Genomic DNA, 25,971 nt, shown 5'->3' with positions numbered 1-25,971 from the left:
GCAATTCTACTTATCTTTCAGGTTTACTCACTATTTTTTGACTTAGATCAAAAAGTATACAGTCAGCAATTCATTACCCTTCACATGTTACTCATTCCCATAAGGGGCTAAAACCCGAATGACTTCTAAAGAATTCAAGCTCGAAGCCTATCTCGAAGAACTGAAGCCACTGGTTAACATTGACTGCGGTACTAACACGCCTGCAGGTGTTGCCAGAATCGCTGACATGATGACTGAAAAGTATGAAAACATCGGCTGGCAGGTAACTCGCGAAGACTTTGGCGAACAGGTAGGTCCGGGTCTGCTGGTCACCAATAAGCCAGAAGCTGAGCAGTTTGACATCATGCTGATTGGTCACATGGATACCGTTTTCCCTGAAGGCACTGTGGCTGAATGGTCCCTGACCCATGACGATGAAAAAGCCTATGGTCCTGGCTGCGCCGACATGAAATCCGGTCTGCTGAACATATTCCTGGCGGTAAGCTCCCTGCCGGAAGATGTTATGGATCGCCTGAACATTGCTGTCGTTATGAACCCGGATGAAGAGACAGGTTCTACTTTCTCCGGTGAGTGGCTCAAGGCTGTCGCTAAAAAGAGCAAGTGCGTTCTGGTGGCCGAGGCAGCCCGTGCCGACGGTTCTCTGGTTAAAGCCCGTAAAGGTATGGCTCACTACGTTATCGAGTTCAACGGTAAGGCAGCACACGCTGGTAATGAGCCTGAGAAAGGTGTTTCCGCCATCACTGAACTGGCGCACTGGATCAGCACCCTGAACCCGGAAACCAATTTCGAAACCGGCACCACATTGAACTTTGGTACGGTCAAAGGTGGTACTGGCAGCAACGTCGTGCCTGACTTTGCTTCTACCGATCTGGACATCCGTTTCTGGGACAACGACGCTTACGCTGCCCTGGAACAGAAGATTGCCGACATGGTCGCTAACCCGTCTCTGGAAGGCATCAGCATCAACCTGATCCGCAAAGCTTACAAGCCTGCGTTCACGCCAAACGAAGACTCTGAAAAGCTGATGGCCCTGATCGAAGAAACCGGTAAAGACATCGATCTGCCTATCACCTGGCAGGCCGTTGGTGGCGGTTCTGACGCTAACCTGACCGGCTCTCTGGGCGTTCCTACCGTTGACGGTCTGGGACCTATTGGTGGTGCAATGCACAGCCGCAATGAATTCATGGTGCTGGGCTCCATTGCCAAGCGTCTGGAACTGCTGCGCAATGTAATCATCAATATTGCAGAAAAAGCCTGAAGCGCAGGTCGATAGTTAAAATAGACTGGTAGTCAAAACAGACTGTCGGTGAGGTGGGCATGATGCCCACCTCGTCTCACGTTCTTTTCTTCTTACGGCTTTTCTTGCGGCTCACAGCAGTCCGGGGTTCAATGCTGGAAGCATAAAGCTGCCAGTCCACTGAGTAGCCTGCTTCTGCCCATAAGACATTGGTTGTATGCCTGAGTTTATTTTTCAGCGCTCTACTCAGTTTACTGTGTTCTGAAACAAGCTCCCGTATTTCTTTTAGTGCCTTACGATCACAATCAGTCAGGCCTTGACCCTCATCGACAAGACGGTTCCACTGATTTGCACAAAGTCGCCAGACTTTATCAGAGAGTTCCTTTTCGTCATGAAAGTCCGATAATTTTTCTGCCTTCAGAAGGTTTTCAGTAACACCTGCGGCTGTCGCTGTATTTCTTATCGCCTGCGTTTTTGGTTTGATACGGGTTTTCCAGTCACCCACCATATTGTCCACAACCCAGAAGTACTCTGTGGTATGCAGAAGTTTCAACCGGTATTCCTGCTCCTCGCCCTCATTATTGAGGTCATCGATCAGCTCTTTCAGGATCTGTTCATTTTCGTTATCCAGCTCCCTGTCCCCATCAGAGCTGATGTAATTCCAGAAATCACCGTAACGGTTCCATTTATCTTCGGACATGCTTCTATGGAAAGATTTTCTCGTAGTAGCATTGAGGACATCGATTGATACTCCGGCTTTTTCAGCAACCTTTTCGGTTTGCCGTATTCTTTTAATGATACTTTCTATGGGTCCTTGATCAATACAGAGTTTACGCTTTTCCCCCTGTTCAATGACATAGCCTTTTTTACCAAAAATAGCGACGGGCAATATAGATTCGATGGTATGTCTTGCTCCTTTAAAATCATCAACATCCATAACGAGATTTTTTTTGAAATTTATTCTTTTTTTATTCCCATACAGGTAATCAAAGCATAACTCCTCTCCACTGTTTATATTGCGGATGGCCATGACGTTGACTTTTATTTTATCTTTTTCTGACCAGGTTGCTTCAGAACCCTTGAAATCTATCTTTAACTCCACATTGGGTTCTTTAGAATGGTTTAAATACCTTATCGTTGAAGTGCCATTGATACCGAACTCCATGGGTGTGCCTTTAAGGTCAACGCCAGACCATACGACGAACGTATCATTGTTCAGATATTGAATTTTTTCATCAATATTGTCTCGTTCAAGGTCTTCTTCTTCAATTTCAACAACATAAAAATGTTCAGGGTGTGGTTTACAAAAATGTGAGAGTACTATCTTCCCCGTATATTCACCCACCTTTTCACCAGCCGCAAAGCTTTTATCTGCAAACGCACCTTTGCCGTCAATCTCTGAGCCTCTGACGGATACAAACGGGGCTTTTGAAATGGAAGAGTCTTCCGTACTGTCGGGCAGCTCTACTTTGACCGGGGCATCTCCAGATGGAGGCTTTGTCTGGCTTCGGGTAAGCGGAGTGTGTGATCTGTCCAGCAGGCTCCGAATTTCTAAACCTGCATCAATGCGCTTCTGATCCTTAGCATTTTGTATGAATGTATGGACTGGAATACGAGGAGGCAAGACCTTCGTTTGAAATTGAGAGGGCTCTGAATGCTCTTTTGTACCGCAATTCTCTACAGGCGGACCAGTCAGCAGGGCGCGGACTTCCTTACCAAAAGCAACGCTACTTTCATGCCCTTCATTTTGACCCTGACTGTAAGCAGCCACCTCACTAACGGAACACGGTGGACTCTCTGTACCGGAAATTTGCATAACCGACCCTGTATTTTCCTTTTGAATCGAATAAAAGATGGACAACAAAATGGCCAGCAAATTTCATATATGATCAGGAAAATAACTGAATGGTCAGGGTGGCTAACTATCCTGTCCGCCACCTGAATCGAGTGACACCGGGCCTGAAAGCCTGTTAAGCCCGGTGTTGAGCGGTTATACCGAAGCTGTTTATACGTTTATACCGCAACAACTGCCTTAATATGCGGATGCGCCTGATAATCCACCAGCTCAATATCATCAATGGTGAATTCAAACAGATCCTTTACCATCGGGTTCAGCTTCATGGTTGGCAATGGCAGAGGCTCACGGGACAGCTGCTCATCAACCTGTTCCAGATGGTTAGAGTAGATATGCGCATCGCCAAAGGTGTGTACAAACTCACCCAGTTCCAGCCCACACACCTGAGCAATCATCATCGTCAGCAACGCATAGGATGCAATGTTAAATGGCACGCCCAGAAAAATATCGGCACTGCGCTGATAGAGCTGACAGGACAATTTGCCATCCAGCACATAGAACTGGAACAGACAGTGACAGGGTGGCAGTGCCTGCTTGCCCATGGCGGCATTTTCCTTCGGTGAATGTTTCACATCCGGCAGAACCGTTGGGTTCCAGGCGCTGATCACCAGGCGGCGGGAGTCCGGGTTCTTTTTGATCTCATCCAGCAACCACTGAATCTGATCCACCACTTCACCGTTCGGGCCTTCCCAGCTGCGCCACTGTTTGCCGTATACAGGACCCAGGTCACCGGTTTCCGTTGCCCATTCGTCCCAGATGCGAACACCGTTTTCTTTCAGGTAACCAATATTGGTGTCGCCTTTCAAAAACCACAGCAACTCATGAATAATGGAGCGCAGGTGACATTTCTTGGTGGTGACCAGTGGAAAACCATCCGCCAGATTAAAACGCATCTGGTATCCGAATACACTGTAGGTGCCGGTGCCGGTACGATCCGATTTGAACGTGCCATGTTCTTTAACATGACGCAGAAGGTCCAGATACTGTTTCATTTCTTCAGTCCGTTTTTAGCCGCTGGGTGCTGTTTTAGCCAGGTCAGGTCGTCTTGGTTCTGACCATTTACCAGAGGGTATTTAGAATAACCAATAACCATAAATGCTACACCCAGAATGATCATTGGGGTAGATAGCAACTGCCCCATTGTCAGCCAGTCAAACGCAATAAAACCGAGCTGCTCATCCGGTTGACGCACAAATTCAACCATAAAGCGTCCAAGACCGTAGATAATCAGGAACAGACCCGACACTGCCATTCTGGGCCGGGGTTTGGATGAAAACCACCAGAGTACAGAGAACAGTACAACACCTTCGATGAAAAACTGGTACAGCTGGGACGGGTGCCTTGGCAGCTGGGACGGATCGGTAGGAAATACCATGGCCCATGGCACATCACTCACACGCCCCCAGAGTTCACCACCTATAAAGTTGCCGATGCGTCCGGCACCAAGGCCTAAAGGCACCATGGGAGCGATAAAGTCGGTCATCTGGAAAAAGCTCTTGCCCTGCTTTCTGCCAAACAGATACATGGCCAGCAGTACCCCCAGCAGACCACCGTGAAAAGCCATGCCGCCTTCCCATACCCGGAACAGCCAGGCAGGGTCTCTCAGGAAGTGGTCAAAATTGTAAAACACCACATAACCAAAGCGCCCACCAAGAATTACGCCCACTGCGCCATAGAACACCAGATCACCAATCTGCTCTTCACTCCACAGACCATTAGACTTTCTGGCACGATAAATGCCCAGCCACCAGGCTCCGGCAAAACCAACAAGGTACATAAGTCCATACCAGCGAATGCTTAACGGACCAAGACTGAACAGGACGGGGTCGATATCTGGGTAGGGGATCACGGGCGATTCCAGTTCTCTGATTGGAGGTTAAAAAAAGCGAAAGCTTACAGAATACCGGATACCAAGTATATCTGCCTCAAAGAATCAGAAACTCTGTCCCTACCAGCAAAAGAAAAACAGCAAACAACTTTTGCAGAACCTCTGCCGACAGATGATGCGCCAGTCTGGCACCATAACGGGCAAACAACATGCTGGTCAGCACAATGCCCAGAAATGCAGGCCAATAGACATACCCCGTTGTCATTGCCGGGAGCTGGTCGTTACCCTGCCCCATAAACATATTGGCCAGCGCCCCCATCAGGGCAATGGGTAAACCACAGGCCGCTGAGGTTCCAACCGCCTCAGGCATCTGAAGATTGCATTTACGCAGAAAAGGAACAGACAGCGTACCTCCGCCAATCCCGAAGATACTGGAAGCCCAGCCAATAAAAATACCGGCGCTGACAAAGGTGGGGCGCGATGGAATATGACTGCCATCTCTGGCTTTGAAGCCTATCCACATTTTGATGGCAATGAGGATGGCGAAAATGCCGATCGTCTTCTGCAACACGGCACCGGACATCTGGATGGCGGTATAAACCCCAAACCAGGCACCCAGCAGAATACCGATGGCCATCAGAAGAAAAATCGACCAGCGCACAGAACCTTTGGCATGGTGCGCACGAATCGAACTGAGGGATGTTACAACGATGGTCGCCAGTGAAGTACCCACTGCCAGGTGAGTCAGAATTTCGGATGGAAGCCCCTGGATTTCAAAGCTGAAAACCAGAACCGGTACAATAATAAGCCCACCACCAATACCAAACAGGCCAGCCAGCGTGCCTGCCAACGCCCCCAAAATCAAATAAGACAAAAATACCATGCAACCATCCTGACTGGCTTATCCACGACCGGGAACCGTATCAATGTACACAACAGTGAACTTGAGATAAGCCGGGAAGTTCAAAAAATTCAGCTTAATCAGTCTATTATCGGCTAAAGACGTTTTTTTATAACCTTTGTCTTTTCACAGGGGTTATCATTTATTACGCCGTTATTGTTTCACAGAATTATGACTTCTGGTCAGGATATCTTACACTTTTTAGTTCTAGTAATGCCCACTAATTAATATAAATATATGTTTACAAGTTGGAAGGAAGTTGCTGCAGAGAGAACCGTTATGGCTCTCTCATACCTGCCTGACGTGTTCTGGAACGGTATGAGTCAATTCGGCGCATGGTTGCTGGACCGGCAGAAAGGACACATTGCCAGAGCCTCCATCAAGCTGGCACTGCCTGATACGGAACCTCAGCACAGCCACCAGATAGCCAGGGCATCCGCCCGGCACAGCCTTAACTATGCCCTGTCGCTTCCCCGTTTAAAGCACATCAGCTATCAGTTGCATGACCTGACCACTGTTCAGGAAGCGGTTGCTGAAGACCGGGGCGTTATTATCATATCGCTGCATACAGGACCTCCCGACCTGGGAACCATGGCGCTGACCCGGGCGGGTATTCACACTAAAACCGTTATTGGTGCTGGCAAACAAAGTCCGTGGCTGAACAGTCTGGGACGCTCTGCCCTGCAACGCGCAGGTATTCAGTTTATTCAGCGGGGCAACCCGACAGCCGTACTTCAGGCCATTAAACAGAAATACGCCGTCTTTCTATACAGCGACATGCGTGCCAAAGAAATGCCGGTGACTTTCTTTGGACAGGAAACCTCTGCCCCTGCCAGCGGCATTTATGCCGCTATGCTGAGCAAAACCCCGATCCTGTTCCATTACTGCACTCTGGCAGAGAATGGTGAATGGCAACTCTGGTTCGAACGATTTGACATTGAACTGAAAGATAATCGCAACGACAGTGTTCAACACAACCTACAGCGACTAATACACAAAATGGAAGCCGTGATCAAAAACCATCCAGAGTTATGGATATGGCATTACGACCGTTTCAAACTGAAAAAAAAGATCAGAAAACGGTCATAAAGGCTATTCAGACAAAGGCGCATCAGGCTCCGTTAATGCACTGTCACAACATAAACCTGAGCCTGATTGATAACAGGCCCGGGTTTAAAAAACACCAGCGATCTGCTCAAAAACTGAAAACGTATTCAGCCTTTTTTTCCTTTCCTGCCCTGCATCAAAGCCGCTGACAATAGCCAGTAAAATCTATAGACATTTGTACCTACAATCTCTATAAAGTGAGATACAGGGATTAAATACATACCCACTGTCGTTCGGTCCCTGAGGTAATAAATGCGCCCTGACAACACAGAATAACTAGCATAAATAAAAGTAGTACGCCGAAAGGTTCACTAGAGGCCAGGCGGGGGAGCCAATAAAAAAATGTCTATATTCAAGCACTATCAGCAACGGTTCGAATCCACTCAGCAGGAAGAGATGAGCCTCCAGGAATATCTCGACCTCTGTAAGGTGGACCCCGGAGCCTACGCCAATGCGGCAGAGCGAATGCTGGAAGCCATCGGCGAGCCAGAGGTCATCGACACTGCCCGGGACCCGAGACTCAGCCGGATATTTTCCAATAAACTCATCAAACGTTACCCAACGTTTCAGGAGTTCTATGGCATGGAAGAAGCCATAGAACAGATTGTTTCCTACTTCAAGCACGCTGCCCAGGGACTGGAAGAGAAGAAGCAGATTCTCTATCTGCTGGGTCCGGTGGGCGGAGGTAAGTCTTCACTGGCAGAAAAGCTCAAGCAACTGATTGAGCAGGTGCCGTTCTACGCCATCAAGGGTTCTCCGGTGTTTGAATCCCCCCTGGGACTTTTCAACCCGGAAGAAGACGGCAGAATCCTGACCGAAGAGTACGGCATTCCCGGTCGTTACCTGAAGTACATCATGTCTCCATGGGCGGTTAAACGACTCCATGAGTACGGTGGTGACATTTCTAAATTCCGTGTTGTAAAACTCTACCCCAGTCGTCTGAACCAGATTGCCGTTGCCAAAACCGAACCCGGCGACGAAAACAATCAGGATATTTCCAGCCTGGTCGGTAAAGTCGATATTCGCCAACTGGAAGAATTCTCTCAGGACGATCCGGACGCCTACAGTTTCTCCGGTGCTCTGTGTAATGCAAACCAGGGCATTATGGAATTCGTGGAAATGTTCAAGGCTCCGGTTAAAGTGCTGCATCCACTGCTGACCGCTACTCAGGAAGGCAACTACAACAGCACCGAAGGTATGGGTGCCATTCCTTATGAAGGTGTTATTCTGGCACACTCCAACGAATCTGAATGGCAGTCCTTCCGCAATAACAAGACCAACGAAGCCTTTATTGACCGTGTCAACATCGTCAAGGTGCCTTACTGCACACGGGTCAGTGAAGAAATCCGGATTTATGACAAACTGCTGGAACACAGCTCGCTGAAAGACGCTCCCTGCGCACCAGACACTCTGAAGATGCTGGCTCAGTTCACCACGCTGTCGCGTATCAAGGAACCGGAAAACTCTTCCATTTATTCCAAGATGCGTGTCTACGACGGTGAAAATCTGAAGGACACCGATCCAAACGCCAAGCCTTTACAGGAGTACAAAGATGCCGCGGGTGTTGATGAAGGAATGGAAGGTCTGTCTACACGTTTCGCCTTCAAGATTCTCTCCAAGGTGTTTAACTTTGACTCCACCGAGGTCGCCGCTAACCCCGTACATCTGTTGTATGTCCTGGAGCAACAGATTGAGCAACAGCAGTATGCCGAAGAAGTTCAAGACCGCTACATGCGTTATATCAAGGAGTATATGACTCCGAAGTATGTAGAGTTTCTGGGCAAGGAAATCCAGACTGCTTACCTGGAATCTTATTCCGAGTACGGTCAGAATATTTTTGACCGTTACATCACCTATGCAGACTTCTGGATTCAGGATCAGGAGTTCCGTGACCCGGATACCGGTCATATTCTGGACCGGGCTTCCCTGAACGACGAACTGGAAAAGATCGAAAAGCCTGCCGGTATCGCCAACCCGAAAGACTTCCGTAACGAAGTCGTTAACTTCGTCCTTCGCGCCCGGGCGAATCACGATGGCAAGAACCCAAGCTGGTTAAGTTACGAGAAGATGCGTACCGTGATTGAGAAGAAGATGTTCTCTAACACTGAAGACCTGCTGCCGGTTATTTCCTTTAACGCCAAAGGCTCTCAGGACGATCAGCGCAAACACGCTGACTTTGTCAGCCGCATGGTTGATTATGGTTATACCGAGAAGCAAGTACGTCTGCTGTCCGAATGGTACATTCGAGTGCGTAAATCTCAGTAAGTAACCTCATCCATGAGCGAGCGGAAAGCATCGCTTTCCGATAAAAAAATCATGGAAAGAACGACTCATGCCTTTTTAAGGCATGAGTCCGCCCCCTTACAGTAACGCACCAAAACAATAAGCACCCCTCTGCTTTCACAGAAAGGATGCACCATAACAAAGTACCTAAGGAGAGCGTCCATGAGCATCATCATCGACCGTCGCCTTAACGCGAAAAAGAAGAGTACGGTCAATCGCCAGCGCTTCCTCAGGCGCTACAAAAACCTGGTAAAAGAAGCGGTGCAGGACGCCGTTGACCAGCGATCTATTACTGATGTCCAGAGCGGCAGCGATATCAGCATTCCCAGAAAAGACCTGAGTGAACCCGTCTTCCATCATGGTCAGGGCGGTCAGCACGAACAGGTTCATCCCGGCAATAAAGAGTTCAACACCGGCGACCGTTTCCAGCGTCCGGAAGGTGGAGGCGGTAAGGGTTCCGGTGACGGTGAAGCCAGTGACAGTGGTTCAGGCACCGATGAGTTTGTCTTCCAGATCAACCGGGATGAATTTCTTGAATACCTGTTTGAAGACCTGGCGCTGCCTAACCTGGTTCGCAAAGAACTGAAAGACATTACCGAATTCAAACTCAAGCGGGCAGGCTTTACCTCGGCCGGCTCACCGGACCGGTTAAACGTTGTACGCTCACTGCGTGCGGCACACGCCCGGCGCATTGCCCTGTCCGGTAAAGAGCGTCGGGAAATTCGTCAGTTGAAACGTGAACTGCGGGAAATGGAAGTCAGCCCGGCAGACACGGATCAGTTCCGTGTCAAAGAACTCAGGCAACGCATTACCGAGCTGAATGGCAAGCTTAAACGACTGCCGTTTATTGATGACTTTGACCTGAAATACAACAACATGATGAAGGTGCCGCAGCCCTCCAGCAAAGCTGTGATGTTCTGTGTGATGGACGTCTCCGGTTCCATGACCCGGGAAATCAAGGATATCGCCAAACGCTTCTTTCTGTTGCTGTATATGTTCCTGGAAAGAAATTACGAAAAAATCGAAGTGGTCTTTATCCGCCATCATTCCGAAGCCAGGGAGTGCAACGAACACGACTTTTTCTATGCCCGGGAAACCGGCGGCACAGTGGTGTCTTCAGCCCTGCGCCTGACCGATGAAATTCTGCTGGATCGTTATTCGCCCAGTGAGTGGAATATTTACATTGCCCAGGCTTCTGACGGGGATAACTGGGAAGCGGACTCCAGTAAGTGCCGGAAGATCATTGAGGAAAAACTGTTACCCAAAACCCAGTATTACTCTTACGTGGAAATCACCGACCGCCATCACCAGAACCTCTGGCATGAATACAAGGTGATTGAGAAGGAGAATCCCGGACATTTCGCCATGCAACAAATTCGTGGCCATGGGGACATCTACCCGGTGTTCCGCAAGCTCTTCGAGAAGAAGGAGGCCGAGAATGCCTGATAACGACATCCTCGAATCAGAGGCAACACAAAAAAGTGTGGCACAAGAAAAGCCAGTCACACAGAACTTTATCTCCACCGGTTCCGAGTGGACCTTTGAGCTACTGGAACAGTATGACCGGGAATTTGCCCGCCTGGCAGACAAATTTCGACTGGACACTTACCCCAATCAGATCGAAGTCATCAGTTCCGAACAGATGATTGATGCCTATGCATCAGTTGGCATGCCCCTGATGTACAACCACTGGAGTTTTGGCAAACAGTTTCTCAGCAATCAGCAGAGTTATCAGCGGGGCCACATGGGGCTGGCTTATGAAATCGTTATCAACTCCAATCCCTGCATCGCCTACCTGATGGAAGAGAACACCATGCCCATGCAGGCACTGGTGATTGCCCACGCCTGCTATGGTCATAATTCGTTTTTCAAGGGCAACTATCTGTTCCGCCAGTGGACGGATGCGGATTCCATTATTGATTATCTGCTGTTTGCCAAAAATTACATTGCACAGTGCGAAGAAAAGCACGGCATGGATGCCGTTGAAGAAATACTGGACGCCTGTCATGCATTGATGAATCAGGGGGTAAACCGATACGAACGACCTCGCCCTATCTCACCGGAGCAGGAAAAGGCGCTGGCTAAAGAGCGTGAGGAGTACATTCAGCGCAATCTGAATGATCTGTGGCGCACCATTCCAATTAAAGAAACAGAACAACAGGCACAGGAATTCCGCTACCCGCAGCACCCTGAAGAAAATATTCTGTACTTTATTGAGAAAAATGCCCCGTTACTGGAAACCTGGCAACGTGAAGTCATCCGCATCGTGCGAAAAGTTGCCCAGTACTTCTACCCTCAGCGACAGACACAGGTGATGAATGAAGGATGGGCGACCTTCTGGCATTACCACCTGATGCATGAGATGTATAACGAAGGTTTGATCACTGAAGGCTTTATTATGGAGTTCCTGCATTCTCATTCGAATGTGGTGTTCCAGCCTGCTTTTGATGACCAGCGTTACAGCGGCATCAACCCTTATGCCCTGGGTTTTGCCATCTTCCAGGATATACGCCGTATGTGCGAACACCCGACGGAAGAAGACCGCTACTGGTTCCCGGACCTGGCCGGTTCTGACTGGCTGGAAGCCGTGCATTTTGCCATGCGCAACTTCAAGGACGAGAGTTTTATCCTTCAGTATCTCTCACCTAAAGTGATGCGTGACCTGCGCCTGTTCTGTATTAACGACGATGATCGTGAATCCTATCTGGAGGTCAGTGCCATTCACGATGAAATGGGCTATCGCAATCTGCGCGAATCTCTGGCAGCCCAGTACAACCTGGGCAACAGGGAACCAAATATTCAAATCTACAGCGCAGATGTCAGAGGCGACCGCTCACTGACGCTCAGGCATTACATGCATCAGGGGCGACCCGTTGAAGACGACAGCGCTATGGAAATCATCAAACACTTGCACAGGCTCTGGGGTTTTGACGTAAGAATGGAGTCTGTTGACCTGCAGGATAAACTGATCAACCGTTATGAACTCCCAACAGAAGAACTCTATCAGGAGGAGGGCGTATAGCAATTAACCATCCATTTTTAAGTCATCATTGCTGCCAGGAGCCTGTCGGTCTTAAGTGTCCGTAGCGAGGATTGCAAAAACTTTTAGAACAGCTTATTGCAATCGCACGACGACAAGGATGCCGGAGAAAGGGCAACGCAGGAGCTGTTGCCCTTTCTCCTGAGGTTCAGTCTTAATTCGTAACTGAATCAGTGGATGAAACACCACAATGATTATTCAACAACTGCTTGGTGCTATCTGACAGTTGATCACGTACTCGCTGGCAATATGGGTAAAAATCCGTTAATTCCTCTGCATCTTCTGGAAGGTATGAGTCCTTTTTAAGGTTTAGACAGGTGCAAACGGGGGAGGCAAACAATTTGTCCGTATGCACCTTTGCCAGTTTCATGGCATTGGACATCTGATCAATAAGGGATGTTACATCCTGAACGGCATGGCCAGAGTCGTCATTAACGGCATAGCCAGGGTCGTTATTGAGGTGCTGTATCAAGGTAACTTTCCGGTTTTCAGGTGCTATTGCCCAGCAAAACGTTGGGAGTAAGGTATCATATGCGTAATTTGTTTTGGAACAGCTACCAAGGGTACTGACCGGACTGTTTAGATAAGAATAGAAAGGTTGCAAATTGCCATTTATATCAAGATAACTTCCCCGATACTTAATTGCCGATGAAAAAATCAGTTCGTCCGATACTTCCGGGTTTTGTAAATGATAATCAGCAGGAGCAACAGTTTCTTGTTTCCAATATGGAAACGGAGCCTTGTAGTCCATTACGATATTGGTTGCGCTGCCACCAAATAGCAATAAGAGCCGCACGATTGACGGGGAGTTGGGATTGCCAGAGGCTTTAAGCAATGCGTACAGTACCCCGTATCGACAGCCATCTTGCCCTGATGAGTCATATCTCCAGCCACAATCGATATTAGGGTTAGCTCCCCGGGACAAAGCAAGAGCAACAGCTTTTGGATTATCGTCAATAATCGCTAAATCAAGCATCTGATCAAGAAACTGTTGCTCTGTTAGTGGTTGTTGTGAGTGCCTTTCAAAACGAGTGGTAATATATAAGTTAAGCAACAAATTTATATCTTTTGATACTATTGTACCCCTTGTGTTTTCAAGAGTTTTAACCGGTGTATCAATGACAAGCTCACTTGTCAGGAAATAAGAAACACTGATTCCCATATCAAGAAAAAAAAGTAGTAAATCGGGCTGACCACTTTCAATAGCTGCAGCAAAAATACCGTTCTGACCAATGTCAGATCCATATTCCAGATAAAGTTTAACCAGATCAAGGTTCCCTGACCTTATAGAGGATATAAAAGGCGATGACTGTGGCTTTCTTAGAAGTTTTACGTTGTTAAAAATATTAAAATTATTGTAGTAACCATCGCTATAACCAAAATTTTGCCTGTCGATATCAGGGGAAGCACCCCATTCAAGAAGTGTTCGAATCATTTTTAAATTAGTACTTTTGTATAGCAACCTGCTGGGATGAAAATTATAATATTCATGTCTTTTTATAAGGTTATCTAAATCCGACAAACTTATATCGCTGGCCATATCCCTCATCCCATTTATCTTATTATTTTGCACCAATTGTTCTATGGTTTCAGGAAAGTACTGGTCTTTATTAAGAGTTTTAAGTGTGCGTAGTTTATTTATTTTATTTTTGAATGAGGCACCATATTGTTCGAAATTCTCATTTATCCAATCGGCACAGGTTATTTGTGATCCCGCCAGATGAAATGTTGTGTCCGGACTAACGCTTTGGCAGAGGGTAGTAATAACCAGGTGACTTTCTTTTGAAAACCACCCCTCAAACCTCTTTCCTGCATAATCAAGAACCGAATAACCTTCCGGGTCTTTTTGTAAAGCAGACAGACCTTCATTTAATAATGCTTGTATATACTCGGGATAATCTAAGACCGGCATTAATAATGACCAATTGTCCGGAGGAGGGATTGACAGGTCTGCACCCAATGCAATTAATGCAGGTACAGGAAAGTTAAAATGTCTCGCTATAACGGCTCTGGCAAGGGCTGTAAAACCATTTGAGTCTTTCTTGTTGATATAATCCTCATATAGAGGGTTGGATAGCCCTGTATTTTGTGGAACTCCATAACTATTCATATTTTGTACAACAGGGTCTTGAGCGAGCTGTCTGAGTGCTGCTTCAATATGCTCAACGCCACCTGTTACAGGTGAGTAGAAGGGTGAAGAGACAACAGAGGTGATTAACTTCGCTCTGGATGCGTGAAACAGCTCTTGCAGAGATGGAACTTGCGCAACTCTGGCTATCCCGGAAGGCCCCCCAGCCTTAATATAAAGGGTTAGCAGCTTCCATGCGGCACCTTTAGGGCGCGATGAACTATTATCCGACGCCAGTATATGTAATAAATTTGGCTCCAGTGGTGCTCCGTAACTGATCAGTAAAGCAGCAGCACTCAGGTTTTCAGAAAGAAAAGCGTGCGTAAGGGGAGACAGGGAGTGATGTTCATTCCCGTAGAGGCAGGGTTCATACACCAGATGACCGACCTGATCAACCTTACCGGGGCAGTCATGATACCTTCCATCCCCTTTGCCCCATTGTGATCGGCGCTTATATTCCACTGCCCTTTCAAAAAAACTTCCATCATGCTCCTCATAATACCACTTGACTCTTTGGTCGATATCACCTGTTATCTCAATCCATTGCTGTATTTCTTTCAGTTTTTCAGACGACCGGGCTGTACGAATCGACGGCACCAGATAATGCGCTCTGGGGTCGTCAGGAGGGGTTTGAAGGTCTTGTTTTTTTCGAGCGCCCCACCATTCCAAATCTAGCCGGAATTCAGGAGTATTTATTTGGGAGAAGGGGAGGAGGTGTAAAAATAAAATAGCGGATCTAAGAGGTAGCGCTTTTATATTATTAGCTTCTGCCGACTCAAGGCCAGTTTTGAAGAATACCAGGCCAATGACCAACCCTGCGACGAATTTGAGTGGAATCAACTTATTCTTTTGTGAAGGCTCAAGCATTTTTAAAATAACCTAAGATACGTTTGAGTAAAAAATCAGAGGTTAGTCCCTTGTGCGCGAATAATTCCAGTTAGCAGCCTGCCGGACTTAAGACTGTCCTACATCAATCCTTGTCGCTGACCTTCTTTCCAGCAACCAGTAAACCAGGCTGCCACAGCCAACCAGAAGTGTACCGTTCATCAGGATCTGATAACCCGCTCCAGACAAACTCCAGAAGCAGTAACCCAGAGCCAGTACAATGATCACCCCCCACAATACTGGTTGTTCAATCTGGCCTGAACGCCTCTGGATATTAAGGCAGGCGATACAGGCACAACAATACGCCAGTAGCATGATGTAAACAGCGATTAAAATGATAAATTCAAAGTGTTTCTGAACCGTCGGCTCAACAGTCATCAGCAACAGAATGGACATCAGGACAGACGTGATTAACAAACCGTAGCTGGGTGAGCCATGTTTGTTTAACTTCCCAAACACCCTGGGCAGCAGGCCATCTGCACAGGCTGACCTGGCCACCTGGCCGTGCATCAGAATCCAGCCATTTAAACTGCCAAAGCAGGCAATCACGGCCATGGCACTGACCAGCTCACCGGCCCAGTCCCCCAGAATGTAACGCGCTGCTACAGAGAAAGGCGCGGCTGAAGATTGCAGCACATCGTTTGGAACAACCCCCATCATGGCGGTAGTGCTGAGGATATAAAGAATCGCTGCCAGCAGGGTACCAAAGAAAGTGGCAAAGGGAACATCCCGTTCAGGGTTTCTGGCATGTCCGGCCAGATTACAGGCTGACTCAAGACCAATAAACGACCACAAAGTAATCGTCAGTGACTCAGAGATAACCTGACGTACCGGCTGCCCGGTCACGTTAAACGAGTCCACAAGCAAGTGTTTGTCGAAACTGAGCCAGCCCAGTACTCCAACAATCAGCACAGGTATCAGCATGCAGGACGCGGTGACGATTTGAAAATTACCAATCATGCGGATATTTCGCATGTTCAGACAACTCAGCAGCCAGATTACCAATATGGCTGATAAAGTGGCCACCCACTGATCAGCAAGTACCGGAAAGAAATAGCTCAGATAGCCCACACCGGAAATAGCGACCGCCGTGTTGCCAATCCATATCGCCACCCAGTAACCATAAACCACCTGAGACCCCACATACCGCCCCAGCCCTTCCCGGGTAAATGCATACAGTCCGCTGCCACTTTCACACACTGCAGCCAGACGCACAAACACCAGTGACAGCATGACTGCACCGGCTACTGTGACTATCCAGCCCAGCAGCGCTATCGACCCGTAGCCTGCCAGTGAGGATGGCAGCAGGAAAATACCGGCTCCCATCATGTTACCGGTCACCAGCATAGTCAGTGGCAGTAAAGACAGCTTTCGTGATTCCAAACGGCTAACCTCTTACAGATGGAGCAGACAGTTTAGACTATGGAAAAATGAATCCTGTATTCTTCCGGAGTAGCCATCCGTAATGAAAGAAAACACCCTTGTGCTTGCCGGTGGCGGCCACACTCACGCCCTGCTGCTGAAAGCATTACAGAAACACCCCCTGCCCTGTCGGCTGATACTGCTGTCGAGTACCCGCTACACCCCGTACTCCGGCATGTTGCCCGGAGTGATTGCCGGTGTCTATCAGCCGGAAGAGGCACACATAGACCTGAAAGTACTGGCAGAAAGCAGTGGCAGTGAATTTATTGAAGATGAAATTACCGGGCTGGCAGCTGACAGCAATGAACTCACCACACTGAACGGTCAAACCCTGAAGTACGATGCACTGTCGATCAATACGGGCTCTACCCAGAGCCGGGTGGTTGATGGTCCTGACTGCATCAGCATTAAGCCTGTAAAGCGTTTTCTTCCGTGGCTGTCAGAAGAGTTTCAGGAACGACTGAATCAGTTTGAGCAACAGTCAAAGGTTTTTAATCTGGTCATTGTTGGCGGTGGTGCGGCAGGTGTTGAAGTTGCCATGGCATTGAGAGAACGATTCAGATACAGCACAGCACTGACCGTACACATCATTACTTCAAACGGTGTTGTGCCGGGGCATTCCCCTGCTGTACGACAACTGATTACTAATGAACTGGTTCAGAAAGGCATTAAGGTTCATGCCAGTTTTCAGGTGGCCACTGTTCTTGACCATTGCATCAGCAGTCTGTCGGGGCAGCATCTGCCCTATGATCAGGTCATCCTTGCCACACCGGCCTGTCCCGCCCCCTGGCCTGCCCACAGTGGCTTAAGCACTGACCGGACGGGTTTTATACGCGTCAATCCATTTCTGCAGTCATGCAGCCACGACAACGTTTTTGCCAGTGGCGATATTGCCGCCTTTACAGAAGCCGCCCTGGCCAAGTGCGGTGTGTATGCAGTGCGTCAGGCACCGGTATTGCACCAGAATCTGAAAGCCTGGCTTACTGGTCAACCCCTTCAACCCTATCAGCCCCAGCAGCAATTTCTATCTCTGCTAAGCTGTGCGGATGGTCGCGCCATCGCTTCCAGAGGCGCCTTCAGAGCAAAGGGGGGGCTGGTATGGCTCTGGAAAAACTGGATAGACAAACGCTTCATGGCACAGTTTCCACTACCTCTGCCAGGTTCGATGGGTTCTTCAGCCGCGTCATAAACCATCTGTTTCTGTCAGGCTTGTTATTGGCAGACCTGTTCGTCCCTTCGGCAGCGGCAGAGACCGCCTCCCTGATCTCTGCATCAGAGCTTCACCATTGGTTGCAGTCCAACAACCGTGTCCTGGTGCTGGATGTGCGCCAGAGCCTTTTTTACCTGCTTGGTCATATCCCCGGAGCGCGTAACATCTGGCGGCCCGATTATGAAGCCGATGAATCCGAATACCCTTACAAGGGGATGCGGGCCAGCAAAGACAAAATGAAATCCCTGCTTGGCAAACTCGGTGCCACCTCTTCTACACGACTGGTTCTGTATGACGACCGTAACTGCCTTGACGCCGCAAGGGTCTGGTGGATTCTGAAACTGTACGGCCATGATCAGGTTTATCTACTGGATGGCGGCTTGAGCGCTTGGAAGCTCGCAGGCTTTTCCACCAGCATCAAACCCGTGTTCTCTTCGACTCCTGAGACGTTTGACTTTACGGGGACGGCGTATCCGGAATATCTGGCAGAGCTGGAACAGGTCAGACAGCTGCCTAAGCAGGATGCGGTGCTGCTCGATGTACGCAGTAGCGATGAATTCACCGGTGAGAACCTTATGACCGGTGCTTTTCGCAAGGGTCGCATTCCAGGCAGTGCCTGGCTCGAATACAAACACAGTGTTAATAAGCAGGGCTTTCTTGATACCAGTGAACTGCAAAAGCTGTTTTCTTCCCGGGGCATTACCCCCGAAAAAGAGATCATTATTTATTGCCAGTCCGGTGTTCGTTCTTCCCATACCCATTTTGTTCTGACACAACTTCTGAAATACCCCAAAGTAAAAAATTACGACGGTTCCTGGGTGGAATGGTCATGGCATAAGCAATTACCTGTTGAAACTGGTCAGTCATTAGTCAACGAAAAACCATAAATCCGTGTTTTTTATCATCGTCAGAATCCATCAGGCACTGCTCAAAACTCTGCTCAAAAAGAGTAAAACGATTAAACTGCCATAATCGTTTGACGAAAGACTATCAACATTTCTCAAGATGGTTTTATAATAACTTATGCTCTATAGGGAAATGTCGGCTGTACCTTCTTATTGTGGGAGCGCAGTATCCAAACCCACCCGGTATGGAGGATCGTATCTCAACCCTGATGTCCAAAAAACACTCGGGTCAGGAGAGGCATCACCGTAATATGAGCACTGCATCAAGGATGATACAGAAAAACAATGTGACTAAAAATAAAACAATAAAGGTTGCAGTTTCCCGGCGGTTCGTTCAATGTAAAGTTGTAAGCATCGCGCTGTATGGAAGCGACCGAGAAGGAAATGGAAGCTATGCTGGAAGGAACAGTAAAGTGGTTCAACAACCCTAAAGGATATGGGTTTATTCAAGCTCAGGAAGCCACCGAAAATCAGGACGTACTGATTCATTACTCTGTCATTGAAATGGAAGGCTTTAAAACCCTGAAAGCAGGGCAGAGTGTTCAGTTTGAAATTGGTCAAGGCCCCAAAGGGCTTATTGCTACCAAGGTAATACCTGGTAACAGCGGTGAGACCAGTGGCGACAAAGAGAGCGACACACCTGCTTCCCGGGAAGAAATCCTTCCCGCTTGAGGAACTGCAGCACTCTTGATCACATACTGAAAGTATTCTGATACGGCTTACCGTTTATGTAAGCCGTATGATGTTTTATTTTCTAAAACAACAGTAATGCATCTGCATTCTGTTAAAGGAATACGTGTATGTGGAGTAAACAGCGGCAATTTTATTCTTTTACATAAATTGCTGTTGGTAGATCACATTATCATTTTTCAGGCCCAAACTGGTCGGTTGCTCAATATCTGTGCCTGAGTAGCTGTCAGCTTGTCATAACTGTGTCACAATACCTGCATCTTCAACTGTTTGTACAGGTAATGCAGTGACCCTAGTGACTCTGGATCATCCATTGATTATGCCAGCTGCTGTCGGTTTTATTGTGCTGGCACTGATTGTTGTTCTCTGGCTACGTCTAAGACCAGCTCAACTTGAATGCAAAGAACCCTTATTTAATCCAGAGTTTCGTGCATTTCTCGGACAACTCGATATTGCCGTTCGCAGTCATCTGATTATTTTTCCTGCTATGCCTGTCAGCGATGTTCTTAAAGGTAAAGGTGGCGGAAAAGCCCTGTTAAGAAAATTCAGGAATGAGCGCTTTGATTTCGTCGTCTGTCATCGTCGTAACATGGACGTACTTTGCGTTATAAAGCTTGGTGGCAATAATGCCAGTAATGAGAAATACCGGACACTGTGCCAGTCTGCCGGACTGACACTGCTTGAATATGACATCAAACCCTACAGAGATGTCCCCAGTCTGCGTCAGGAAGTGCTTGGTGCCTGTGGTATCGATGAGTTCGAATTACCCAGCACTCAACCAAGCGAGCAACCAAACGAACAACCAGGCGAGCAGCTACAGGAAGAAGAAACAGGCACATCACCGTTCTGCCCGAAGTGCCAGTACCCCATGGTGCTGAAAACCATCAACAAAGGCTCCCACACTGGTGAGGAATGCTGGGTCTGCTCCCAGTATCCAGACTGCAAAGGAGCAAAACTTAAAAAGCACTCCGGTTAAGTATGCGCTAACGAATCAGAGGTTAAACTCCTGTTAAGCAAAGGCAGGAATCTGGACTATCTTAAGTGCCAGTAACCTCCGGAATGACTTTTTATGAACGTTTTAGTGGAGAATGGCCAGCTCATACAAATTAACAAGCCTGTCCCATTAACAAAACAGAGATACGCAGAAACCTTCCAGCTGGTTCACTCATTGTCACATGAATATGAATCGATGATCAGTGCCATGGTAGAACTGCTGACCGGCTACGATTCCGGGACGTTCAGCTTACTGGACATAGGTCCTGCCAAGGGAATTTTCACCAGAAATTTTCTTTTGCGGGCAAAAGCAAAACCTGGTTTTTACGCCGCCTTTGAGCCGAATGCAGATCATTTCCACTACTTACACGACAACGTTCGTCAGTTTACAGATCGGCTGGAGCTTAGTTCTGAGTCCTTCACCCCGGAAACCGTATTACAGCCCCGGTGGGATATCATCCTGATGTCCCACTCCATTTACTGGCTACAACCTGCCCGGCAACACATTAAAGCAGCCATGAAAGGGTTAAATGAATCCGGAATTCTGGTCATGTTTGTTCAATTGCCCAGCGCATTACACTTGCTCCATCATCCCTTTAAGGCGATTCTGCCCGCCAATGCCTCACCACTAAACCAACATTACTGTACCATTGATTTGATGAACGACCTGAAAGAGCTTGGGCTGCATGTAGAGGAAACCCTGCTTCCAGGTTATCTGGATCTCACTGAAATCTGGGGCAGCGAGAAAGATTTGCTGGAGTTCGGATGCTTTATGCTAAGTACAGAGTTAAGTCAGCAACCGAATGCCGTACAACAAAAGCTGCTGTACTGCATTCGGGCAAACACCCTGCAACTCAAAGGAAAGAAGCTGTTTAACCAGCCCAGCAGCCTAGTGATAATCAGGCAATAACTGTGAGACAATGGCTTGTCCGCCCTCTTTTTTCTCCATGACGGGGCAATCCTGCAAACACTCATCTTTCAGAATCATCACACTGTGAGGCAATACCTTAACCTTTTCATGCCCGGTAAAATCCGGAAGCTCTGAAAACACCTGACTTTGCGACGTATCCAGCAAGCATTCCCGCTTTTTCAGGCTATCAACCCCGGGTAGCTTAAACACCTGCTCCCGAACTCCTGAGTTAAACAAAACCAGAAAGTTGCATTCGCATGGCTCAGACTGATCACCCAGAAGATGCAGGAACAGGCTCTGGTTTCTGGGGTTTTGCCAGTCCCCCGAACGCATCAGCCTGCCATCCATTGAACGCCACAGCACTTCATAGTTTTCCGGGTCTTCTTCAATGCCGCACAGAAAACGATCCCGGGTCAACACACCGTTATCCTTTCTCGACCTGATCAATAAACGTACAAACCGCATCAACTGATAGTTTCTCTGCTGTTCAGCGGTTTTATTGTTCAGCCAGCTCCAGTCCAGCCAGCCCGTCGGATTGTTCTGGCAGTATGCATTATTATTGCCGCCCTGGGTGTTACCAAACTCATCACCGGCCTGAATCATAACAACACCGTTTGACAGAAACAGGGTTGCCAGCAGGCTGCGCTTGTAACGTTCTCTCAGGGCAATAATGCGGGCATCATTAGTCTCTCCCTCAGAGCCACAGTTCCAGGAAAAATTGTGTTCATCGCCATCGCGATTGTGTTCACCATTGGCTTCGTTGTGCTTATGGCTATACGACACCAGATCGTGCAAAGTGAAACCGTCATGACTGCAGACATAGTTGATACTGGCGGAAGGCGCCCTGCCCTTCCAGCGATAAATATCAGAAGACCCGCACAATCGCTCAGCCATTTGTCCCAGCAAGCCCTGATCACCGCGCCAGAAAGAGCGAACACAGTCACGGTAGCGATCATTCCATTCCGACCAGGGTCTTGGGAAATTCCCCAGCTGATAACCATCCTGAGCTAAATCCCAGGGTTCGGCGATCAATTTAACAGAACTCAAAACAGGATCCTGATAGATCGTCTGAAAGAATGGACTGTTGCTGTCATAGTGCCAGTTTTTACGCCCAAGTCCTGGCGCCAGATCAAAACGAAAGCCGTCGATATGGTATTCCTGCACCCACATTCTAAGGGTGTCAGTGACCAGTTTCATGACCAGCGGGTTTTCAACCTTCAGGGTATTACCACAGCCTGAATGGTTAATGCTGACTTCAGGGTTCCGGTCGTGCAACAGGTAGTACCCCTGGTTATCAATACCCCTTAAACTCAGGCACGGGCCATCATTTCCTCCTTCTGTCGTGTGGTTGAACACAACATCGAGTATCACTTCGATACCTGCCTGATGCAGGCATTTGACCATGGTCTTTAACTCATTCACCGGGTCTTCGACAGCCATAGAAGCTTCGGGAGCCATTAATGCCAGCGGATTATAACCCCAGTAATTATCAAGTCCCTGGTTATCAAGACGGTGCTCAGAGCCAAAGCTGGTGACAGGCAGCAACTCTACAGTCGTCACTCCCAGCTTTTTCAGGTAATCAATGACGGCTGGCTGGCATAAGCCCAGATAAGTTCCCCTCAGCTCCTCCGGAACCCCCGGGTGCTGCATGGTAAAGCCACGCACGTTAAGTTCATAAATAATGGAACGTGCCATCGGGTGGGCAGGGGGGGGAACATTCTCCCAGTCAAACTCATGCTCAACGACAACAGACTTAGGCATGTACCCGGCACTGTCCAGATCATTGATTTGCCACTCTTCATTCTCACCCAGGGTGTAATCAAACAGTGAGTCATTCCATTGCAACTCACCGTTTAACTGCTGGGCATAAGGGTCAATCAGCAGCTTCGCCGGGTTGTGCCGCTGTCCGGCCTGAGGGTTCCATTCGCCATGAACCCTGTAACCATAATGCTGACCGGGCTTTATACCGGGAACAAACAGACGCCAGACATCGTTACGTAAATAAGGGTATTGATTCGGGATGGTGATTTTTACTTCCCTGTTGTCATCATCAAACAGGCAAAGTTCAACGTTATGCGCTCCGGGGGCAGAAAGAGCAAACTGCACACCCGACAGGCTTTTATTCAGGGGGTATTGAGAATAAAACCGTGCGCCCAGCTCATAGCTGGCAGCGGGATGTATGTTAACACTGCTCATACAACCAGTTCCTTGTACTTTTACGTTTTTATTTTTTACTTGATCCTGCGTACCCGTCGTTTTTTAACAGGCATTTACTATCTACGAAACCAGTGTAATCCAGTGTGCTGTTGGTTGGGAAGAGCAAAAGCTCGCCCCAACCTTCCGCATTACTTCAACTTAAGCATCACTGTCGCCAGAGGCGGCAAGGTCAGCTTCAGGCTCTGCTCCTGTCCATGATGTTCGACCGCTTCAGACACAAACTTTCTACCCGCAGATACATCACTGCCACCAAAGCTCTTGTCATCAGAGTTCAACAACAGTTTATATTCACCCGCTGCCGGAACACCCACACAGTAATCATGGCGAACAACCGGCGTCAGATTGTTGATGACAACAATCGGACGACCATCGTTACAGAAGCGCACATAAGCCAGTACACTCTGTTGGTAATCGTCGTGTACCAGCCACTGGAAACCTTTGTAGCAAAGATCCCTTTCATGCAGCGAAGGCTCAGACTTATACAGTTTGTTCAGGGTCTGAACCAGCTTCTGCACACCGCTGTGGGGGCTGTCTTTGTCGTCCACCAGATGCCAGTCCAGTGACTGGTGATGGTTCCACTCGTTCCAGCTGCCAAACTCACACCCCATGAACAGCAGTTTCTTGCCCGGATGCGTCCACATAAAGGACAGGTAAGTCCGAAGGTTGGCAAACTTCTGCCAGTCATCCCCCGGCATGCGCGTCAGCAGAGTGCCTTTGCCATAGACCACTTCATCGTGAGACAAGGAAAGAACAAAATTTTCGCTGAAGGCATACACCGTACTGAAGGTTATCTGGCCATGATGATACGGACGATGAACCGGTTCCTTTTTCATGTACTCCAGGGAGTCATGCATCCAGCCCATGTTCCACTTGTAGCCAAATCCAAGACCATCGTCGTACAGAGGCCTGGAAACGCCGGGATAACTAGTGGACTCTTCAGCAATGGTCATTGCCGTCGGGAAACGTTCGTAAACCGTCTGGTTGAAACGCTTCAGGAAGTGAATCGCTTCCAGGTTCTCGTTACCACCATTACGGTTTGGCTCCCATTCACCGTCGTTACGGGAATAGTCCAGGTACAGCATCGACGCTACCGCATCAACCCGCAGGCCGTCGATGTGGTATTCCTCCAGCCAGTACAGCGCACTACTGATCAGAAAGTCCTGAACAAACGGCTTGCCAAAGTCATAGATACAAGTCTTCCAGTCCGGATGCCAGCCACGACGGGGATCCGGATGTTCATACACTTCAGAACCATCAAACTTTACCAGACCATGGTCGTCGTTCGGGAAGTGTGCAGGCACCCAGTCCAGAATGATACCAATGCCCGCCTTGTGGCACTGGTCGACAAAGAACTTGAAGTCGTCCGGGCTGCCGTAACGACTGGTGACGGCAAACATACCGACAGGCTGATAACCCCATGACTCATACAGAGGGTGCTCGCTGACTGGCATTAGCTCAATATGGGTAAAGCCCATCTTTTTAACATACGGCACCAGCTCTTTTGCCAGCTCACGGTAGTTCATGATGATGTTGCCGTCTTTACGACGCCAGGAACCGGCATGCACCTCATAAACAGACATTGGCTTGTCGTACAACTCGCCACGCTGCTTCATCCACTGGCTGTCTTTCCACTGGTATCTGCTGTCATCATGGACAATAGAAGAAAGACCGGGCCACTGTTCAGAGTAAGTGCCAAACGGGTCAGCCTTTAATGGCAGTTTATTGCCATCCTTGTCATGAATCTCATACTTGTAGAGGTCACCGGCCGTCAAACCCGGAACAAACAGGCGCCAGACACCATCATCCGCACTGGCCATAGGATGTAAACGGCCATCCCAGTTATTGAAATTACCCACCAGGCTGACGGAACGGGCATTCGGTGCATACACACGGAACAATACACCTTTTACCTGACGTTTAGCGTTCAGGGCGTGCGTGATCAGGTGAGCGCCCTGATGACGATGCAGGGCATCATAATCCACATGTTCTTCACGCAGAATGTATTGACCAAACTGGTAAGGGTCATACACCCGAAAAGTGTGTCCGCCTTCGCTGGTAACGCTCAGCTCATAATTAAACAGCTTGCGACGGCGCGGCAGGTGCAGCTCAAACAAACCCGATTCAAAACGCTGCATATTGCCCAGCTTTTTACCGGAAGGCTGCTCGATAACCGTAATATCGTCAGCATCCGGACGCCATACCCGTAGCACCAGACCTTTATTATCAGTCGCTTTATGCAGACCCAGATAAGAGAAAGGGCAAGCACAAAGCACTTGCCCCAGTTCCTGCTCTACGGCAGGTATTGTCGATTGAACAGCAATATTCATTGGATAAATTATCCTCGTCACTCCACTGACATT

At 48.4% G+C, this 25,971-nt stretch carries 18 protein-coding genes; 10 read left to right on the top strand and 8 right to left on the bottom strand.

The window, feature by feature from the left end; all coding sequences use genetic code 11:
• The first annotated feature begins 118 nt into the window (after positions 1-118).
• Positions 119-1,258: a M20 family metallopeptidase gene (locus V5J35_RS17125; RefSeq protein ID WP_354008313.1), complete on the top strand. Its 1,140-nt coding sequence runs from the start codon at positions 119-121 to the stop codon at positions 1,256-1,258.
• 76 nt (positions 1,259-1,334) lie between these two features.
• Here V5J35_RS17125 and V5J35_RS17120 read toward each other — a convergent pair whose 3' ends face one another.
• The 4 genes from V5J35_RS17120 to V5J35_RS17105 form a co-directional block, all read right to left on the bottom strand.
• A complete protein-coding gene (locus tag V5J35_RS17120) occupies positions 1,335-3,053 on the bottom strand; it encodes an SET domain-containing protein (RefSeq protein ID WP_354008312.1) in 1,719 nt (572 codons plus the stop codon).
• Between the two features lie 197 nt (positions 3,054-3,250).
• On the bottom strand, positions 3,251-4,084 hold the full coding sequence (locus V5J35_RS17115; protein ID WP_354008311.1) for a thymidylate synthase: 834 nt from the start codon (positions 4,082-4,084) through the stop codon (positions 3,251-3,253).
• Positions 4,081-4,941 carry a prolipoprotein diacylglyceryl transferase gene (gene lgt, locus V5J35_RS17110; protein WP_354008310.1) on the bottom strand — a complete coding sequence of 287 codons (861 nt, stop codon included), beginning with the start codon at positions 4,939-4,941 and terminating at the stop codon, positions 4,081-4,083. Before lgt ends, V5J35_RS17115 begins: the two co-directional genes overlap by 4 nt.
• A gap of 76 nt (positions 4,942-5,017) precedes the next feature.
• Positions 5,018-5,803, bottom strand: a complete 786-nt coding sequence (locus tag V5J35_RS17105; protein WP_354008309.1) for a sulfite exporter TauE/SafE family protein — start codon at positions 5,801-5,803, stop codon at positions 5,018-5,020.
• A gap of 255 nt (positions 5,804-6,058) precedes the next feature.
• On the opposite strand from V5J35_RS17105, the gene V5J35_RS17100 reads away from it, so the two are divergent.
• The 4 genes from V5J35_RS17100 to V5J35_RS17085 all read left to right on the top strand — a co-directional run bounded on the left by V5J35_RS17100 (position 6,059) and on the right by V5J35_RS17085 (position 12,233).
• Entirely contained in the window at positions 6,059-6,910 is an 852-nt protein-coding gene (locus V5J35_RS17100; protein ID WP_354008308.1) for a lysophospholipid acyltransferase family protein, read from the top strand.
• 360 nt (positions 6,911-7,270) lie between these two features.
• Positions 7,271-9,193 carry a PrkA family serine protein kinase gene (locus tag V5J35_RS17095; RefSeq protein WP_354008307.1) on the top strand — a complete coding sequence of 641 codons (1,923 nt, stop codon included), beginning with the start codon at positions 7,271-7,273 and terminating at the stop codon, positions 9,191-9,193.
• Positions 9,194-9,373: 180 nt separating this feature from the next.
• Positions 9,374-10,657 carry a YeaH/YhbH family protein gene (locus tag V5J35_RS17090; RefSeq protein ID WP_354008306.1) on the top strand — a complete coding sequence of 428 codons (1,284 nt, stop codon included), beginning with the start codon at positions 9,374-9,376 and terminating at the stop codon, positions 10,655-10,657.
• Entirely contained in the window at positions 10,650-12,233 is a 1,584-nt protein-coding gene (locus V5J35_RS17085; protein ID WP_354008305.1) for a SpoVR family protein, read from the top strand. Before V5J35_RS17090 ends, V5J35_RS17085 begins: the two co-directional genes overlap by 8 nt.
• 172 nt (positions 12,234-12,405) lie before the next feature.
• On the opposite strand, the gene V5J35_RS17080 is transcribed toward V5J35_RS17085, so the two are convergent.
• Together V5J35_RS17080 and V5J35_RS17075 are read right to left on the bottom strand one after the other, a co-directional pair.
• Positions 12,406-15,246 (bottom strand): hypothetical protein, encoded by a 2,841-nt coding sequence (locus V5J35_RS17080; RefSeq protein ID WP_354008304.1) that lies wholly within the window; start codon positions 15,244-15,246, stop codon positions 12,406-12,408.
• A gap of 87 nt (positions 15,247-15,333) precedes the next feature.
• The gene (locus V5J35_RS17075) at positions 15,334-16,647 is read right to left on the bottom strand and encodes an amino acid permease (RefSeq protein WP_354008303.1); all 1,314 of its coding nucleotides are present in this window, start codon (positions 16,645-16,647) and stop codon (positions 15,334-15,336) included.
• A gap of 82 nt (positions 16,648-16,729) precedes the next feature.
• Between V5J35_RS17075 and V5J35_RS17070 the strand changes: the two genes are divergently transcribed.
• From V5J35_RS17070 to V5J35_RS17050, 5 genes are all read left to right on the top strand, one after another.
• Entirely contained in the window at positions 16,730-17,875 is a 1,146-nt protein-coding gene (locus V5J35_RS17070; protein ID WP_354008302.1) for an FAD-dependent oxidoreductase, read from the top strand.
• Positions 17,785-18,783 carry a sulfurtransferase gene (locus tag V5J35_RS17065; protein ID WP_354008301.1) on the top strand — a complete coding sequence of 333 codons (999 nt, stop codon included), beginning with the start codon at positions 17,785-17,787 and terminating at the stop codon, positions 18,781-18,783. The genes V5J35_RS17070 and V5J35_RS17065 overlap by 91 nt, the downstream gene beginning before the upstream one ends.
• 381 nt (positions 18,784-19,164) lie before the next feature.
• Positions 19,165-19,473: a cold shock domain-containing protein gene (locus V5J35_RS17060; RefSeq protein ID WP_354016456.1), complete on the top strand. Its 309-nt coding sequence runs from the start codon at positions 19,165-19,167 to the stop codon at positions 19,471-19,473.
• Between the two features lie 304 nt (positions 19,474-19,777).
• Positions 19,778-20,467, top strand: a complete 690-nt coding sequence (locus tag V5J35_RS17055) for a DUF2726 domain-containing protein (protein WP_354008299.1) — start codon at positions 19,778-19,780, stop codon at positions 20,465-20,467.
• A gap of 93 nt (positions 20,468-20,560) precedes the next feature.
• Positions 20,561-21,394 carry a methyltransferase domain-containing protein gene (locus tag V5J35_RS17050; RefSeq protein ID WP_354008298.1) on the top strand — a complete coding sequence of 278 codons (834 nt, stop codon included), beginning with the start codon at positions 20,561-20,563 and terminating at the stop codon, positions 21,392-21,394.
• Here the strand turns inward: V5J35_RS17050 and glgX are convergent.
• Complete coding sequence (gene glgX / locus V5J35_RS17045; RefSeq protein WP_354008297.1) at positions 21,374-23,590, bottom strand: glycogen debranching protein GlgX; 2,217 nt, start codon at positions 23,588-23,590, stop codon at positions 21,374-21,376. The two genes, V5J35_RS17050 and glgX, sit on opposite strands and share 21 nt — an antisense overlap.
• A gap of 149 nt (positions 23,591-23,739) precedes the next feature.
• Positions 23,740-25,938, bottom strand: coding sequence for a 1,4-alpha-glucan branching protein GlgB (gene glgB / locus V5J35_RS17040; RefSeq protein WP_354008296.1), 2,199 nt, complete (start codon positions 25,936-25,938; stop codon positions 23,740-23,742).
• Between the last annotated feature and the right edge of the window lie 33 nt (positions 25,939-25,971).

The sequence above is a fragment of the Endozoicomonas sp. NE40 genome, from assembly GCF_040549045.1.
Taxonomy (GTDB): domain Bacteria; phylum Pseudomonadota; class Gammaproteobacteria; order Pseudomonadales; family Endozoicomonadaceae; genus Endozoicomonas_A; species Endozoicomonas_A lisbonensis.
Note: the sequence above shows the minus strand (reverse complement) of the source record. Positions and strands in the feature narration are given on the sequence as shown.